The organism is Klebsiella sp. 28, assembly GCF_018223905.1.
In the GTDB taxonomy this organism is placed as follows: domain Bacteria; phylum Pseudomonadota; class Gammaproteobacteria; order Enterobacterales; family Enterobacteriaceae; genus Klebsiella; species Klebsiella pneumoniae.
Genome location: NZ_JAGRQY010000011.1, coordinates 58,375 through 75,110, shown reverse-complemented (window position 1 = coordinate 75,110; position 16,736 = coordinate 58,375). Strand labels below are relative to the sequence as shown.

Below are 16,736 nucleotides of genomic sequence, written 5' to 3'. Positions count from 1 at the left end.
TTGCCACACTGGTAAACTAAACCACTTTTTTTGTTTCAGGCTGGGCAACCAGCCTGTTCCGCTCGTTTAACTGGAACCGTTACAACATGCGTACTAGCCAATATCTGCTCTCCACTCTGAAGGAGACACCTGCCGACGCCGAGGTAATCAGCCATCAGCTGATGCTGCGCGCCGGGATGATCCGCAAGCTGGCCTCCGGGTTATACACCTGGCTGCCGACCGGCGTGCGCGTCCTGAAAAAAGTCGAAAACATCGTGCGTGAAGAAATGAACAACGCCGGTGCGATCGAGGTGTTAATGCCGGTCGTTCAGCCATCTGAACTGTGGCAGGAGAGCGGGCGCTGGGAGCAGTACGGCCCGGAACTGTTGCGCATTGCCGATCGCGGCGATCGTCCGTTCGTCCTCGGCCCAACCCACGAAGAGGTCATTACCGATCTGATCCGCAACGAGCTGAACTCCTATAAACAGCTGCCGCTGAACTTCTATCAGATCCAGACCAAATTCCGCGACGAAGTACGCCCGCGTTTCGGGGTGATGCGCTCCCGTGAATTCCTGATGAAAGATGCCTACTCTTTCCATACTTCGCAGGAATCGCTGCAGGAAACCTACGACGCGATGTATGCCGCTTACAGCAAAATCTTCAGCCGTATGGGGCTGGATTTCCGCGCGGTACAGGCTGACACCGGTTCTATCGGCGGCAGTGCCTCTCATGAATTCCAGGTGCTGGCGCAGAGCGGCGAAGACGATGTGATCTTCTCCGACAGCTCCGACTACGCGGCAAACATCGAGTTTGCGGAAGCCGTTGCGCCGAAAGAGCCGCGCGCAGCCGCCACCCAGGAGATGACCCTGGTCGATACGCCGAACGCCAAAACCATCGCCGAGCTGGTGGAGCAGTTCAACCTGCCGATCGAAAAAACCGTGAAAACTCTGCTGGTGAAAGCGGTTGAAGATAGCGCTTCCCCGCTGGTTGCCCTGCTGGTGCGCGGCGATCACGAGCTGAACGAAGTGAAAGCGGAAAAACTGCCGCAGGTCGCCAGCCCGCTGACCTTCGCCACCGAAGAAGAGATCCGCGCCCTGGTGAACGCCGGTCCGGGCTCCCTGGGCCCGGTGAACATGCCGGTTCCGGTGATTATCGACCGTACTGTAGCAGTGATGAGCGATTTCGCCGCTGGCGCCAACATCGATGGCAAACACTACTTCGGCATCAACTGGGACCGCGATGTCGCGACGCCGGAAGTGGCCGACATCCGTAACGTCGTCGCCGGCGACCCGAGCCCGGACGGTAAAGGTACCCTGCTTATTAAGCGCGGTATCGAAGTGGGTCATATCTTCCAGCTGGGGACGAAGTACTCCGAGGCGATGAAAGCCGCGGTCCAGGGCGAAGATGGGCGTAACCAGATCCTGACCATGGGCTGCTATGGTATCGGGGTGACTCGCGTGGTAGCGGCGGCGATTGAGCAGAACTTTGACGATCGCGGTATCGTCTGGCCGGATGCGATTGCGCCGTTCCAGGTGGCGATCCTGCCGATGAACATGCACAAGTCTTACCGTGTGCAGGAGCTGGCGGAGAAACTGTACGCCGAGCTGAGCGCCCAGGGTATTGAAGTGCTGATGGACGATCGTAAAGAGCGTCCGGGCGTGATGTTCGCCGATATGGAGCTGATCGGTATCCCGCACACCATCGTGCTGGGCGATCGTAACCTCGACAACGATGATATCGAATACAAGTATCGTCGCAACGGTGAGAAGCAGCTGATTAAGACCGGGGATATTGTGGAATATCTGGTTAAAGCGATAAAAGGCTAACACCCACCTCAGGGCCCTGAACGGATGTCAGGGCCTTTTTTTTACAAGGACAGTACCAATGACTGCACATCTCCTCCGCAGCGGACTGCTTACTTTTGCCCTGCTCCTGCTTACCGCCTGTACCCTGGACGTCGGCCGCAGCTCGCCTTCCACATCTGCTGCCGATGACCATTCATCATCCTGGGCTGTTACCCTCCAGCGTCAAAGCTCGATTGCCGGCAGCGGACTGCGCGAAATCGCCGAAAGCGACCTGCGCTCCGGCGACCTGCTGTTCTCCTCCAGCCTGGGCGTCACATCGCTTGGGATCCGCGCCTTCAGCGCCTCTTCCGTAAGCCACGTCGCGCTGTATGTTGGCGAAGGTCAGGTTGCGGAAGCCACCGGTGCCGGCGTACAAGTGATTACCCTTCAGCAGGCGCTGGCGCACAGCGATAAACTCTTTGCTCTCAGGGTGCCTGACCTGACGCCGGACCAGGCAACGACGATGAAAAGTTTTGCCTGGCAGGTCAAAGACAGCGGGTATAACTATCGCGGCATTATTCAGTTTATCCCTTATATGGTCACCAAACCGCTCTGCTCGCTCAACCCCTTCTCACGAGACTTTCGCCAGCAGTGCGTCAGTGGCCTGGCCAAAGCGCAGCTGGGCGATGCGGCAAGCGGCGACAAGAAAGCGTGGTTTTGCTCGGAGTTTGTCAGCGAGGCCTTTGTCCGAGCCGGGCATCCGCTGACGCTCGCGCAGGCGGCGTGGATCAGTCCTTCCGATCTGCTGCACATGCGGGAAGGAGACGTCGCCACGTTTAAACCCGAAACGCAGCTCCAGTATGTCGGGCATTTGAAACTGGGAGTTTATCTTCAGGCCGGTAAGCTGGTGGGGCTGAACATACCGAAGGACGGTGCGGAGTAAAGAAACGATTAACGCTTTTCCGCCAGCCAGATCCACGCTCACTCTTGATGTGACAGGGCTAATAACAGGAGTTAGTAGGTGGTACTGCGCGGGATCATCCCCTGCCCGTTACCCGGACAGGGGCCAGACAATCAATGGCTGCAGTCTTTACCGGGAATAAATTTGCCGGCTTGATCCGTCATCAGCGTTTTCATCATCTCGCCGGTATCCGGGTTCGCTTCGAGAGTAAAGTGCCCTTCTACCACCAGCAGTACTGGGCGAGTATCGGTCCCGCGCGCGGCGGCATAATCCCGTTCAAGCTGGGCATTGTTCGCCACCGCGACGCGTTTACCGGTCGCGCAATCGGTAAAGGTTGCCGCATCGGCCATATAGAAATACATGCCGCGCATCGCCATCGGCGTCGTCGGCAGGCTGGCCTTCACTGGCTCCAGGGTATAGTTGAGAGGAGACTGAATGGGGCTTCCGTTGCGGTCGAGCATCTCCAGCTTGTCGCCTTTCGCGCGAAAGTAAGATTTCTCGCCCTTGCTGTTGGTCAGCACCAGCTTATCCGCGGTACGTGCCCATGTGCCGTACGAGGCAAAGGATGACGGCTCACGACGGGCGCCCTGGTAGTGCTCATTCATCACCCAGGTCCCGTCTTTTTCCAGGAACAGCGAGGTGTCGATACCTTCGCAATCCGCGCAAGGCAGCACGCCTCGCCAGCTTTGCTGCATCGGCTTGAGCTCTTCCATCGCCGCTGGCTGGACCGTGTCAGTCTCGGCGCGATGGTTACAACCAAACAGCGCGAACAGCGAACAGGCCGCTATCACGGAGAATACGATTTTCTTCACTTTGCTTTCCTTATCATCCATTTCACCCGTTCGCCGACGCCTTCACTGGCGAACTTTCCCACGCAGCGCCTTGACTGAGGACTTCTGTGCCTTGGAAGCAAGGCGTCGCTCTTTCGATGCCCGAGTCGGTCGCGTCTCCCGGCGACTTTTTTGCACTGCGGTTAATTCTTTAATAAGGGCCACCAGCCGGGCGATCGCCGCTTCACGGTTCATCTCCTGGCTGCGGTATTCCTGAGCCTTAATGATAACCACACCGTCAGCAGAAATTAAGTGGTGGCTGGCGGCGAGCAGGCGCTCTTTGTAAAACTCCGGCAGGCTTGAAGCTTTAATATCAAAGCGCAGATGGATCGCCGTCGACGCTTTGTTCACATGCTGCCCCCCTGCTCCCTGGGCGCGAATGCCTGACAAGACGATCTCGTCGTCGGCGAGGGCTACGCTGCGGCTAATAGTAATCATGCCGACGCTTGCCAGGCGGTAAGCTGAATTTCCAGATTATTCCGAGCGTCGGATAACCAGATACTGCCCTCCTGCAGAGTGGCCTGCAGCGTCATGGTACGGTCGGCAAAGGCGCTAAGCAGTGCCAGTTGCGCATCATCAAGATACCAGATGGTCAGCTTCGGGTACGCCGCAAGTTTGCTCTGATTCTGCTGCCACCAGATTTCAGCTGCCCGGCTATTATAGGCAAACAGCGCCACCGCCTGCGCCCGTGAGCAGGCTTTCTTAATCCGCCGCTCATCCGGCAGACCCAGTTCGATCCATAGATCGACCCCGAGATGATCGTTAAGCAGCCACAGCTCCGGCTCGTCGTCCGACGACAGGCCGCGGGTAAACTGTAGCCGTTCATTGGCATATTTGATCCATGCCAGCAGGCGCAGCATCATGCGCTCCTGGGTTTCTGACGGATGCTGAGCCAGCGTCAGGTTAGCATCCAGAAACTGGTTGCGATCCAGATCGGCTACATTTACCGCAGCTTTATATATTGTCGCTTTCAGCGCCATGAATAAACTCCTGAAAAGAATGGCGTACATTGTAGCGAAACTGGCGGCAAAAGGCTGTCGTCAATCGCAGCAACCTGTTTCATCCTGCTGAAATTGCTTAAATGACTATGATATAGTTCCCTTGCTAAACAGAGTTTATCTTCGTAGGCTTAAACTTGCATCCCACGGTTGAGTCAGAACGCTGACAGGAGGGCATGTGGACCACTATTGTGAGTTAATACGCAAGCGGTATGCGGAAATAGCCAGCGGAGACTTAGGGTATATCCCGGATGCGCTGGGTTGCGTGTTGAAAGTATTGAATGAGATTGCGGCGGATGAGGCCCTTTCGGAGTCAGTCAGGGAAAAGGCCGCTTATGCGGCAGCAAACTTACTGGTGAGCGATTATGTCAATGAATGATACTTATCAACCCATTAACTGCGATGATTACGACAACCTGGAGCTGGCCTGCCAGCATCACCTGGTGCTGACGCTGGCGCTGAAGGATGGCGAACAGCTGCAGGCAAAGGCCAGCGATCTTATCTCGCGAAAAAATATCGAGTATCTGGTGGTCGAACTCGCCGGCAACGTCCGCGAGCTGCGCCTGGATAAAATCGCCAGCTTCAGTCACCCGGAAATCGGCACCGTGGTGGTGAGCGAATCCTGAATCAAAAACGGGCTTAATCGCCCGTTTTCCTCCACATCAGCCTGACCCCTTCCCCGTCCTTCACTTCACCTTCTGTGGTCACAAACAGATCGTCCGCTGCGGCAATCGGCGTTTCGCCGTAAAACAGCAGCGGCGTGGTGTCTCGTCGCCACGGAGCAACGCCCAGCTCCTGCCAGAGCTTCTTAAGCTTGCGTCCGCCATGGCGCCCGACAATATGCAGGTGGCCGCTGGCGCGAAAGCGGACGGTGACCGGCTCATCCGCCGACGGCGGGCGCAGCCTGCCGCCGGGCTGCAGCGTCAGCTCGCCGAGACCGTCCGCCAGCCGCAGCGGCTGGCGCCAGTCGGGCCAGCGCTGAACGCTGTCCGTCTGACCGGGAAGATACTTCACCCAGTACAAACGCTGTTGAAAACGGCGGACGGTAAATTCCCCCAGCCGCAGACAGGGGCTGGCATCTTCCCGCGCCAGCGCCACCTCGTGCCAGAGGCGCTCAGGCACCTCGCGGGCGGGCATCGGCGCCTGCTGCCCGGCGAGCCAGCGACGCAGCAGCGCCGCTCGGCGCGGCGGACTCATCGTCGCCAGCGGCGCGATAGCCAGCGAGCCATCTTCGGCCACCAGCGACGCCAGCTCCGCCGCCAACATCTCGTCCAGCAGTTGTTCCTGCTCGGCGCACAGGCTGGCGCTGCGGGCGACGGCCTCGCTAAAGTGCGGCCAACGCTCGCGCAGCACCGGGATCACCCGCAGGCGCAGGAAATTGCGGTCATAGGTATCATCCTGATTACTCTCATCTTCGATCCACGACAGCTGATGGGTGAGCGCCCACTGGCGTAGTGATTCGCGGGTTTCATTGAGGAGAGGACGCAGTAGTCGACTGCCGGCAAAGGCAGAGGATGGCGCCATCGCCGACAGGCCGGTAGGACCGCTGCCGCGTTTTAACGCCAGCAGCAGGGTTTCGCACTGATCGTCCTGGTGCTGGGCGGTCACTAACACCTCGCCGGCATTGAGCGTATCCTGAAAGGCCTGATAGCGCGCCGCACGAGCGTGGGCCTCGACGCCCAGCCCTCCCCGGGCTAACGTCACGCGATGCACCACCAGCGGCACCTGCCACTGCTGGCAAATCTGCCGACAATGCGCCACCCAGTCGTCTGCGTGGGCGCTAAGGCCGTGGTGAACATGCACCGCCCGCAGCGTCAGCGAGGGATCCTGTTCCCGCAGCAGCACCAGCTGATGCAGAAGAACCGTCGAGTCCAGACCGCCGCTGAAGGCCACCAGCAGCTGGCGATGGGGATGAAGCGTATGCGCAATATCAGCCGTCATATCCACGAACATACCGAGAAGTGATGGCCCGGCACGTTACCGGGCCAGGGCCGCGCTGGCAAGATTTACTGCTGATATATTTCCAGCGGCAGGTCGTCCGGATCGCTAAAGAAGGTAAAGCGTTTACCGGTAAAGGGATCGACACGAATCGCTTCGCACTCCACGCCATGCGCGGTGAGATGGGCTACCGCGGCGTCGATATCATCCACGCTAAAGGCCAGATGACGCAGCCCGCAGGCTTCCGGACGACTGGGGCGGGCTGGCGGAAACGGGAACGAGAACAACTCAATTACATACTCGCCGTTGAGCGCCAGATCGCCTTTCCAGGAATCGCGCTCGGCGCGATAAAACTCACTTTGCAGCGTAAACCCCAGAATATCGCAATAGAACGCTTTACTGCGGGCGTAGTCGGTCGCAATGATGGCAATATGGTGAACCCGTTTCAAACCCAGCATGGTTAAACTCCTTCTGTTAAGCCAGCCACGTTACTCGTGCGCGCCGTTAACGCGCAAGCCTTTCGTCATTTTTTAAGACTCGTACCCGATACACACCGTCCTCATCGCGCTTGGCGCCGTGAATATCGGTCTCAAAGCCCGGGTAATGACGGCCGATGGAGCAAAGCATCAGCAGAAAATCGAGCACCGCCCGGCTTTCCTCGGTGATCATCTCTCCCGGCATCAGCAGCGGAACCCCCGGCGGATAAGGGAGGATCATGTTGGCCGAAATCCGCCCCACCAGGTTCTCCAGTTCAATAGTTTCCACCTCCCCCTTGATCTGGCGCTGCCAGGCGTGATGCGGCATCATTTTCATTTCCGGCAGGACGTCAAAGGCGCTGAGCATCAGCTGCGGCAGCTGATGCTGACGGATCAAGCGGTGGATCCCCTGCGCCAGATCCTGGATCCGCATGTTGCGGTAGAAGTCGGGATCTTCGGCGTACAGATCCGGCAGCATATTTTTCACCCGCAGATTGAGATCGTAGGCGCGTTTAAACTCGGTCAGGCCGCGCAGCAGCCCCATCGCCCGGGTTTTATCGATGCCGATACTGAACAGGAACAGCAGATTGTAGGGGCCTGTTTTCTCTACCACCACGCCCCGCTCGTCGAGGAACTTCGCCACCAGCGCCGCCGGGATCCCCTCTTCATCCATATTCCCCTGCTCGTCCATGCCCGGCGTCAGAATGGTGACCTTCACCGGATCGAGATACATATGATCCGCATCGGCATCTTTGAAACCGTGCCAGTCCTCGCCCGGCGCTACCGGCCAGCACTCGGCTTTATCCACGGCTTCCGGCTGCCAGATATCAAAGAACCAGCCGTCCGACTCCTCGCGCAGTCGCTGCACCTCTTTGCGGAAGTCCAGCGCCCGCTCAATGGAGCGCTGGATCAGACGTTTACCGGAGTTGCCGCGCAGCATCGCCGCCGCGGTCTCAATCGACGCGACGATGGGGTAGCTCGGCGACGTAGAGGTATGCATCATAAAGGCTTCGTTAAAGGTCTCTTCATCATAGTTGCCTTTAATGTGGATCAGCGAGGCCTGCGACAGCGCGGCCAGCATCTTATGCGTCGACTGCGTCTCGAAGATGACTTTCCCGGGGATCCGCTCCCCGCTCATACCGCTTTTCCCCTGATATATCGGATGGAAATGGGTATAGGGCACCCAGGCGGAATCGAAATGGATCGACGGGACATCGAGCGTCTCCTTAAGCCAGGTGGTGTTATAGAGCAGACCATCGTAGGTGGAGTTGGTGATCACCGCATGCACGGGCCACTGCGCCCCGCCCGTGTCGCGCACTTTCTGCTGAATGCTGTCGCGGGTAAATTCGCGCCGGGGGATACCGCCGAGGATCCCCAGCGCGTTGCGGGTCGGCTTCAGCCACAGGGGAACCACATCGCTCATCATCAGCAGGTGGGCCAGCGATTTGTGACAGTTACGGTCAATCAGCAGGGTGCTGCCGGCGGGAGCCGAGTACATGCCGACAATTTTATTGGACGTCGAGGTGCCGTTGGTCACCATATAGCTTTGCTCGGCGCCAAAGGCGCGCGCGATATACTCCTCCGCCTCCAGGTGCGGGCCGGTATGATCCAGCAGGGAGCCCAGCTCGGTGACCGAAATCGAGACATCCGCCTTCAGCGTATTCCCGCCAAAAAAATCATAGAACAGGCAGCCCACCGGGCTTTTCTGATAGGCGCTGCCGCCCATATGGCCCGGCGTGCAGAAGGTATATTTTCCCTCCTGGACATAGTTGAACAGCGCGCGGGTAAAAGGCGGGGTGATATTCTCCAGGTACTCGCGGGTGTACTGCCCAATGCGGGTGGCGATCTCTTCGGAGAGTCCCAGCGCATATTCGAAGAACCACAGCGTCATGCGCAAATCCTGACTGCTGACATCCATCGTCGAGTGGGCGTTAATAAAGGCGTACAGAGGAAGGTATTCATTGAGCTGATTGATATCGCTGCACAGATCGACGCTGTATTCATCCCAGTCGAAGATCACCCCGCAGATGCGCGGGTTGTGCTCGATAAACTGCAGCAGGTCGGCGCTGTTTTGCGGCCAGATGGTCTGGAAGCCCTGGCGCTGCAGCGCCGCTTCCAGTTCTTTGATCGGCTCGTCTTTGTGGTAGACGCCGTGAGGCCCCATGATGGCGATGATATTCACGCTTTCCTCCTGGTATTCACCTAAGTCAAGCATCATAGCAATCCCCCGGGCGCATCGCACATAAAAAAAGGGCCGGAAAATCCGGCCCTTAGTGTTTAGTCCTGACGAAAAAGTTAAGCGTAACCGTAGCTCATCAGACGCTGATAACGGCGGTTCAGCAGCTCTTCTTCGCTGAGCAGATCGAGGTCTGCCAGGTCTGCCAGCAGCTGCGCCTTCAGGCTTGCCGCCATCGCTTCCGGGTTGCGGTGAGCGCCGCCCAGCGGTTCCGGAACGATAGAATCGATCAGCTTCAGCTCTTTCAGACGCGGGGCGATAATGCCCATCGCTTCCGCAGCCAGCGGCGCTTTATCCGCGCTCTTCCACAGAATGGAGGCGCAGCCTTCCGGCGAAATGACCGAATAGGTGCTGTACTGAAGCATGTTGACCTTGTCGCCCACGCCGATCGCCAGCGCGCCGCCGGAGCCGCCTTCACCGATTACGGTGCAGATAACCGGCACGCTCAGACGCGACATCTCACGCAGGTTGCGGGCGATCGCTTCCGACTGGCCACGCTCTTCCGCGCCGACGCCCGGGTAGGCGCCCGGGGTATCGATAAAGGTGATGATCGGCATTTTAAACCGCTCAGCCATCTCCATCAGGCGTAGCGCTTTGCGGTAGCCTTCCGGCGCCGGCATCCCAAAGTTGCGGCGAATCTTCTCTTTGGTTTCACGACCTTTCTGGTGGCCGATGATCATCACCGGACGACCGTCAAGACGCGCGATACCGCCGACAATCGCTTTATCGTCAGCGAAGGCGCGGTCACCGGCCAGTTCGTCAAATTCGTCGAACGCCAGGCGGACATAATCCAGGGTGTAAGGACGGCGCGGGTGGCGCGCCAGTTGCGCAACCTGCCATGCACCGAGATCGGCGAAGATTTTGCGCGTCAGCTCTACGCTTTTCTCACGCAGACGATGCACTTCTTCGTCGATGTTAATATCCAGTTTCTCATCCTGACGGCTTACCGCAGTCAGGGAATCGATTTTCGCTTCCAGCTCTGCAATCGGCTGTTCAAAATCTAGGAAATTCAGACTCATAGTATTCCTGTATTAGTCAAACTCCAGTTCCACCTGCTCCGAGCCGATAAGGCCCCGCAGATCGTTAAGTAAACGATCGCTCGGAGAGACGCGCCATGTTGCGCCGAAACGCAACCGCGCGCGTGCATCCGCCCTCTGATAGTAGAGGTGCACTGGAATGGTTCCCGAACGGTGGGGTTCCAGAGACTGACGGAGTCGGTTTAAAAGCTGGTCATCAATTTGCCTGTCCGTCAGCGAGATAGCAAGCCCGCGAGCATATTTTTCCCGGGCTTCGTCAATGTCCATGACTTCACGGGCGGTCATTTTAAGCCCCCCGCTAAAGTCATCAAAGCTGACCTGTCCGCTGACGATAAGTATGCGGTCTTTTTCCAGCAACTGCTGATATTTATCCAGCGCGTCGGTGAATAACATCACTTCCAGCCGCCCGGAACGGTCATCCAGGGTACAGATGCCGATACGATTGCCGCGCTTGGTGACCATTACCCGCGCCGCAATCACCAGCCCCGCCGCCGTGGTGACTTTCCCACGTTCGGTCGGATGCATGTCTTTGAGCCTCACGCCGCCGACGTAGCGCTCAATCTCCTTCAGATACTGGTTAATCGGGTGTCCGGTGAGGTATAGCCCCAGGGTCTCCCTTTCACCATCCAGCACCACCTGCTCAGGCCATGGCTGGCAGCTGGCGTAGGATTGCTCAATTTGCTCGGGCTCTTCCGCCAGCACGCCGAACATATCAGCCTGGCCGATGGCCTCGGCTTTCGCGTGCTGGTCGGCGGCTTTCAACGCATCGCCCAGCGAATTCATCAGCGCCGCGCGATGTGGGCCGAGACGATCGAACGCCCCGGACATAATCAGCTTTTCCAGCACCCGACGGTTGAGCTTTTTAATATCGGTTCGCGCGCAGAGGTCGAACAGCTCGCGGAAATAGCCGCCATTGTTGCGCGCCTCAATAATCGCTTCGATCGGTCCTTCGCCGACGCCCTTGATGGCGCCAATGCCGTAGACGATCTCGCCATCGTCGTTGACGTGGAAATGGTACAGGCCGGAGTTAATATCCGGGGGCAGGATTTTTAGCCCCATTCGCCAGCACTCATCCACCAGGCCAACCACTTTCTCGGTGTTGTCCATATCGGCGGTCATCACCGCCGCCATAAACTCGGCCGGGTAGTGCGCCTTAAGCCACAGCGTCTGGTAGGAGACCAACGCGTAGGCGGCGGAGTGCGATTTGTTAAATCCGTAACCGGCGAATTTCTCCACCAGGTCGAAGATTTTCATCGCCAGTTCGCCGTCAATGCCGTTTTTCTTCGCCCCATCCTCAAAGATAGAACGCTGCTTGGCCATCTCCTCCGGCTTTTTCTTACCCATCGCACGACGCAGCATGTCCGCGCCGCCGAGGGTATATCCGGACAGCACCTGGGCAATCTGCATGACCTGTTCCTGATACAGGATGATGCCGTAGGTTGGCTCCAGCACCGGTTTCAGGCTTTCATGCTGCCACTGCACGTCCGGATAAGAGATCTCCTCGCGGCCATGCTTACGGTCGATAAAGTTATCTACCATCCCCGACTGCAGCGGGCCTGGGCGGAACAGAGCCACCAGCGCGATCATATCTTCGAAGCAGTCCGGCTGCAGGCGTTTAATCAGATCTTTCATGCCGCGCGATTCAAGCTGGAAGACCGCGGTGGTTTCCGAGCGCTGCAGCATGTCGAAGCTTTTCTTGTCATCCAGGGGGATGGCGGCGATATCCAGCGGCCCTTCGCCGTTCTTCTCACGGCGCTTGTTGATCATCTCCAGCGCCCAGTTAATGATAGTGAGCGTACGCAGACCGAGGAAGTCGAATTTCACCAGCCCGGCGTATTCCACGTCGTTCTTATCAAACTGGGTAACCGGATGCAGCCCCTGCTCATCGCAATACAGTGGCGCGAAATCGGTGATTTTGGTTGGAGCGATAACTACCCCACCGGCATGTTTACCGGCGTTTCGCGTCACCCCTTCCAGCTTACGCGCCATGTCGATCAGCGCTTTCACTTCCTCGTCCGCCTCGTAGATCTCCGGCAGCTGCGGCTCGGCCTCAAAGGCTTTCGCCAGCGTCATGCCCGGATCGGGCGGCACCAGCTTGGAGATACGATCGACAAATCCGTACGGGTGACCCAGCACGCGACCGACATCGCGGATGACCGCTTTCGCCGCCATGGTACCGAAGGTGATGATCTGCGATACCGCGTCGCGGCCGTACATATCCGCCACGTGCTCGATAACCTGGTCGCGTTTCTCCATGCAGAAGTCGACGTCGAAGTCGGGCATCGAGACACGTTCAGGGTTAAGGAAACGTTCGAACAGCAGGTCGAACTCCAGCGGGTCAAGATCGGTGATCTTCAGCGCATAGGCCACCAGCGAACCGGCGCCGGAACCGCGTCCCGGGCCAACCGGCACGCCGTTATCCTTCGACCACTGGATAAACTCCATCACAATCAGGAAGTAGCCCGGGAACCCCATCTGGTTGATAACCTGGAGTTCAATATCCAGACGCTGGTCATACTCCGGGCGCCTTTCAGCACGGACGGCAGGATCCGGGAAGAGGAATTCCAGCCGCTCTTCCAGACCCTCTTTCGATTTCATGACCAGGAAATCTTCCGTGGTCATATCGCCGGTCGGGAACTGCGGCAGGAAATATTCGCCAAGCCGCACGGTGACGTTGCAGCGCTTGGCAATTTCAACGCTGTTCGCCAGCGCTTCCGGAATATCGGCGAACAGCTCGCACATCTCTTCCTCGCTGCGCATATATTGCTGCGGCGAGTAGTTGCGCGGCCGTTTCGGGTCGTCGAGCGTAAAGCCGTCGTGGATCGCGACGCGGATTTCATGGGCGTCGAAATCGCTGGTGTCGAGAAAGCGGACATCGTTGGTCGCCACCACCGGCAGGCCGCGCGCTTCCGCCAGCGCCACGGCGGCGTGGAGATAGGCCTCTTCATCCTGTCGACCGGTACGGATCAGCTCCAGAAAATAGCGGTCCGGGAAATGCTCTTCGTAGAAGGCGACGCACTGTTCAACCAGCGGCATATTGCCGCGGATCAGGCTGACGCCGACGTCACCTTTCCGGCCGCCGGAGAGCAGAATCAGCCCTTCCTGATGTTCCACCAGCCAGTCGCGATCGATCCACGGCCCCAGGGCGCCGTAGCCGCGCTGATAGGCGCGGGAAATCAACAGGGTCAGGTTCTGGTAGCCGGTGTTGTTCGCCGCCAGCACGGTCAGCTCGGTAAATTCGTCGCCGAGCAGGTCGCACTGCACGTGAAAGTCGGCGCCGACGATCGGCTTAATCCCCGCGCCGTGTCCCGTCCCGTAGAACTTCACCAGTCCGCAGAGGTTGGTGAAATCGGTGATCGCCAGCGCTGGCATGCCAAGCGAGGCCGCCTTCTTCACCAGCGGCCCGGTCTTTGCCAGCCCATCGATCATGGAATAGTCGCTGTGCACCCGCAGGTGTACGAAACGTGGTTCAGCCATCTTTAGATCCCGGTGACTTAGTTGGACGCCAGGCCCAGGGCACGCTTCACCGGGCCAAAACTGCGCCGGTGATGCTCTGTTGCGCCGTGTTCCTGCAGCTTCTGCAGGTGAACAGCGGTGGGATAGCCTTTATGCTGGGCAAATCCGTAGTGGGGAAATGCGAGGTCCAGCGTGGCCATTTCGGCGTCACGAGTGACTTTTGCCAGAATAGACGCTGCGCTGATTTCTGCCACCCGGCTGTCGCCTTTCACCACCGCCTGGGAGGGCATCGGTAGCGACGGACAGCGGTTGCCATCGATCAGGACAAACTCAGGAACAATGCTCAGGCCGGCGACGGCGCGCTGCATCGCCAGCATAGTGGCATGCAGAATATTCAGCTCGTCGATTTCGTGCGGCTCGGCGCGCCCCAGGCTCCAGCACAGCGCTTTCTCTTTTATCTCATCGAACAGCGCCAGACGACGCTTCTCGCTGAGTTTTTTGGAATCATTCAGACCCACAATCGGCTTCGCCGGATCGAGGATCACCGCCGCGGTCACCACCGCGCCAACCAGGGGGCCACGCCCGACCTCATCGACGCCGGCAACCAGATGGGTATGCGGATAGACGAACTCCATCATTGTTTTGCTAACTCCAGTACGGCGTCCGCCGCCTGCTCATCGGCGTTGCAGCGGATCTGCTGATGCAGGGCGCGGAACGTCTCATGCATCTCATGGCTGGTTTTGCCATCGGCCAGCAGCGGCTGCAGAGCGGCTGCCAGCGCCTGGGGCTCGCACTCATCCTGCAGCAGCTCTTTAACCAGTTCGCGACCGGCCAGCAGGTTCGGTAACGAGACGTAGTCGGTTTTTACCAACCGCTTCGCCAGCCAGAAGGTGAACGGCTTCATCCGGTAGCCAACCACCATCGGGCATTTCGCCAGCATACACTCCAGCGCTGCCGTCCCGGAGGCCAGCAGCGCGGCGTCGCTGGCGATCATCGCATCGCGCGCCTGACCGTCCAGCATATGCACGATCATATCCGGCGCCGTCTCAGCTTTAATACGCTCAAACTGCTCCCGCCGTTTAGCATTAACCAGCGGCACCACCACCTGCAGATCGGGATAGGTGGCGCGCAGAAGCTGCGCGGTTTTCAGGAAGTCGGCGCTAAGCATTTCGACTTCCGCGCCGCGGCTGCCGGGTAGCAGAGCGAGGCAGCGCACGCTGTGCGGGATCCCTAACCGGTCGCGCGCAGCGCCTTTGTCAGGATCCAGCGGCATCGCATCCGCCATGGTATGGCCAATAAAGCGGCAGGGGACGTTAAATTTGTCATAAAACGCTTTTTCGAAAGGCAGAAAGGCCAGCACCAGATCGGTGGATCTGCCGATTTTGAAAACGCGTTTTTGTCGCCAGGCCCAGACCGACGGGCTGACGTAGTGAATGGTTTTGATGCCCTGCTTTTTCAGATTTCCTTCGAGGGTGATATTAAAGTCAGGGGCGTCGATGCCGACGAAGACATCGGGACGCAGCTCGCCGAAGCGGCGGGTCAAATCGGCGCGAATATGGAGTAAGCGACGCAGGCGACCGAGCACTTCAACAATGCCCATCACCGCCAGCTCTTCCATTTCATACCAGGCTTCGCACCCTTCCGCCTGCATTAGCGGCCCCGCCACGCCGACAAAGCGCGCATTCGGGATGCGTGCTTTAAGCGCGCGGATGAGACCAGCGCCTAGAATATCGCCGGAGGTTTCTCCGGCGACCAGGGCAATCGTCAGGGGACGCTGTTCAGCCATTAACGAATCAAGCCGCGGGTAGAACGAGCGAAGAAATCGACAAACGGCTGAACCTCAGGATGCTGAGCAGCCAGTTCGGCGATTTCCGGCTTGGCTTCTTCCAGCGTTTTGCCGCTGCGGTACAGCAGTTTATACGCGTTGCGGATCGCGGTGATTGCTTCCCGGCTGAAGCCGCGGCGTTTCAGCCCTTCGATGTTAACGCCGAACGGCGTCGCATGGTTGCCCTGGGCAATTACGAACGGCGGAACGTCCTGCGCCACGCCGGAGCAGCCGCCAACCATAACGTGTGAGCCAATGACGCAGAACTGATGCACCGCCGTCATGCCGCCGATAATGACATAATCATCCAGCGAAACATGGCCCGCGAGCGTCGCGTTATTGGCCAGAATGCAGCGATCGCCAAGCGTACAATCGTGCGCCACGTGGGCGTTGATCATCAGCAGGTTATCGTTGCCCACCTTTGTTAATCCACCGCCCTGTACTGTGCCGCGATGAATGGTGACGCTTTCGCGAATGCGGTTGCGATCGCCAATTTCCACCCGGGTCGGTTCGCCAGCATATTTCAGATCCTGGTTAACTTCGCCGATGGAAGCGAACTGATAGATCTCATTGTCACGGCCGATTTTGGTGTGGCCGTTAACGACAACGTGAGACTTCAGCACGGTGCCTTCGCCGATTTCGACGTTAGCGCCAACAATACAAAACGGACCAATGTGGACGTTAGCGCCAATCACGGCGCCTTCTTCTACAATGGCGGTAGGATGAACAAAAGCGGTTTTATCAATCACGTATCAGGCCTCCCGGCTACGCGCACACATCATCGTCGCTTCGCAAACCACTTTACCGTCAACCAGCGCAACGCCTTTGAAACGGGTCAGGCCGCGGCGGGTTTTCTCGAAAGTGACTTCCATAATCATCTGATCGCCTGGTACTACCGGGCGTTTGAAGCGTGCTTCATCGATACCCGCGAAGTAGTACAGCTCGCCTGGTTCCAGTTTTCCGACGCTTTTGAACGCCAGAATCCCGGTGGCTTGCGCCATTGCTTCCAGAATCAGGACGCCCGGCAAAATCGGCTTACCAGGGAAGTGCCCCTGGAAAAACGGCTCGTTTACAGAAACATTTTTTACTGCGCGCAGAAAACGACCTTCTTCAAAATCCAGCACGCGGTCTACCAGCAGGAACGGGTAACGGTGAGGCAGAAGTTCCAGAATCTCTTCAATGTGCAGAGTATGAGTGTCAGTAGTCAAAATACTCT

Annotated in this window: 16 protein-coding genes; 4 read left to right on the top strand and 12 right to left on the bottom strand. The window is 58.3% G+C overall.

Annotated elements, in window-relative coordinates:
• Positions 1-86 precede the first annotated feature (86 nt).
• Positions 87-1,805: a proline--tRNA ligase gene (gene proS, locus KHQ28_RS02350; protein ID WP_004151928.1), complete on the top strand. Its 1,719-nt coding sequence runs from the start codon at positions 87-89 to the stop codon at positions 1,803-1,805.
• Between the two features lie 58 nt (positions 1,806-1,863).
• Positions 1,864-2,706 (top strand): YaeF family permuted papain-like enzyme, encoded by an 843-nt coding sequence (locus tag KHQ28_RS02345; RefSeq protein WP_032419381.1) that lies wholly within the window; start codon positions 1,864-1,866, stop codon positions 2,704-2,706.
• Between the two features lie 131 nt (positions 2,707-2,837).
• Here the strand turns inward: KHQ28_RS02345 and nlpE are convergent, their stop codons facing one another.
• From nlpE to KHQ28_RS02330, 3 genes are read right to left on the bottom strand one after another with little or no spacing between them, the layout of a single operon-like run.
• Positions 2,838-3,536, bottom strand: coding sequence for an envelope stress response activation lipoprotein NlpE (gene nlpE / locus KHQ28_RS02340; RefSeq protein ID WP_002889435.1), 699 nt, complete (start codon positions 3,534-3,536; stop codon positions 2,838-2,840).
• 42 nt (positions 3,537-3,578) lie between these two features.
• Positions 3,579-3,992, bottom strand: a complete 414-nt coding sequence (gene arfB / locus KHQ28_RS02335; RefSeq protein ID WP_002889433.1) for an alternative ribosome rescue aminoacyl-tRNA hydrolase ArfB — start codon at positions 3,990-3,992, stop codon at positions 3,579-3,581.
• Entirely contained in the window at positions 3,989-4,534 is a 546-nt protein-coding gene (locus KHQ28_RS02330) for a YaeQ family protein (RefSeq protein WP_032419382.1), read from the bottom strand. Before KHQ28_RS02330 ends, arfB begins: the two co-directional genes overlap by 4 nt.
• A 196-nt stretch (positions 4,535-4,730) precedes the next feature.
• Here KHQ28_RS02330 and KHQ28_RS02325 point away from each other — a divergent pair, with 196 nt between their 5' ends.
• Together KHQ28_RS02325 and rof are read left to right on the top strand one after the other, a co-directional pair.
• The gene (locus KHQ28_RS02325) at positions 4,731-4,931 is read left to right on the top strand and encodes a YaeP family protein (protein ID WP_002889429.1); all 201 of its coding nucleotides are present in this window, start codon (positions 4,731-4,733) and stop codon (positions 4,929-4,931) included.
• A complete protein-coding gene (gene rof / locus KHQ28_RS02320) occupies positions 4,918-5,178 on the top strand; it encodes a Rho-binding antiterminator (protein ID WP_002889424.1) in 261 nt (86 codons plus the stop codon). The genes KHQ28_RS02325 and rof overlap by 14 nt, the downstream gene beginning before the upstream one ends.
• 13 nt (positions 5,179-5,191) lie before the next feature.
• Here the strand turns inward: rof and tilS are convergent, their stop codons facing one another.
• The 9 genes from tilS to fabZ all read right to left on the bottom strand — a co-directional run bounded on the left by tilS (position 5,192) and on the right by fabZ (position 16,728).
• Positions 5,192-6,505, bottom strand: a complete 1,314-nt coding sequence (tilS, locus tag KHQ28_RS02315; protein WP_032419383.1) for a tRNA lysidine(34) synthetase TilS — start codon at positions 6,503-6,505, stop codon at positions 5,192-5,194.
• A 53-nt stretch (positions 6,506-6,558) separates the two neighbouring features.
• Positions 6,559-6,948, bottom strand: a complete 390-nt coding sequence (locus KHQ28_RS02310) for a VOC family protein (RefSeq protein ID WP_002889387.1) — start codon at positions 6,946-6,948, stop codon at positions 6,559-6,561.
• A 46-nt stretch (positions 6,949-6,994) separates the two neighbouring features.
• Entirely contained in the window at positions 6,995-9,148 is a 2,154-nt protein-coding gene (locus KHQ28_RS02305) for a lysine decarboxylase LdcC (RefSeq protein WP_032419513.1), read from the bottom strand.
• A gap of 113 nt (positions 9,149-9,261) precedes the next feature.
• Complete coding sequence (accA, locus tag KHQ28_RS02300) at positions 9,262-10,221, bottom strand: acetyl-CoA carboxylase carboxyl transferase subunit alpha (protein ID WP_004145855.1); 960 nt, start codon at positions 10,219-10,221, stop codon at positions 9,262-9,264.
• Positions 10,222-10,233: 12 nt separating this feature from the next.
• Positions 10,234-13,716, bottom strand: coding sequence for a DNA polymerase III subunit alpha (gene dnaE / locus KHQ28_RS02295; RefSeq protein WP_009309278.1), 3,483 nt, complete (start codon positions 13,714-13,716; stop codon positions 10,234-10,236).
• Between the two features lie 17 nt (positions 13,717-13,733).
• Positions 13,734-14,333, bottom strand: a complete 600-nt coding sequence (gene rnhB, locus KHQ28_RS02290) for a ribonuclease HII (RefSeq protein WP_002889376.1) — start codon at positions 14,331-14,333, stop codon at positions 13,734-13,736.
• Positions 14,330-15,481 carry a lipid-A-disaccharide synthase gene (lpxB, locus tag KHQ28_RS02285; RefSeq protein ID WP_002889374.1) on the bottom strand — a complete coding sequence of 384 codons (1,152 nt, stop codon included), beginning with the start codon at positions 15,479-15,481 and terminating at the stop codon, positions 14,330-14,332. Before lpxB ends, rnhB begins: the two co-directional genes overlap by 4 nt.
• Positions 15,481-16,269: an acyl-ACP--UDP-N-acetylglucosamine O-acyltransferase gene (gene lpxA, locus KHQ28_RS02280; RefSeq protein ID WP_004178647.1), complete on the bottom strand. Its 789-nt coding sequence runs from the start codon at positions 16,267-16,269 to the stop codon at positions 15,481-15,483. Before lpxA ends, lpxB begins: the two co-directional genes overlap by 1 nt.
• A 3-nt stretch (positions 16,270-16,272) precedes the next feature.
• Positions 16,273-16,728: a 3-hydroxyacyl-ACP dehydratase FabZ gene (gene fabZ, locus KHQ28_RS02275; RefSeq protein ID WP_004145858.1), complete on the bottom strand. Its 456-nt coding sequence runs from the start codon at positions 16,726-16,728 to the stop codon at positions 16,273-16,275.
• Between the last annotated feature and the right edge of the window lie 8 nt (positions 16,729-16,736).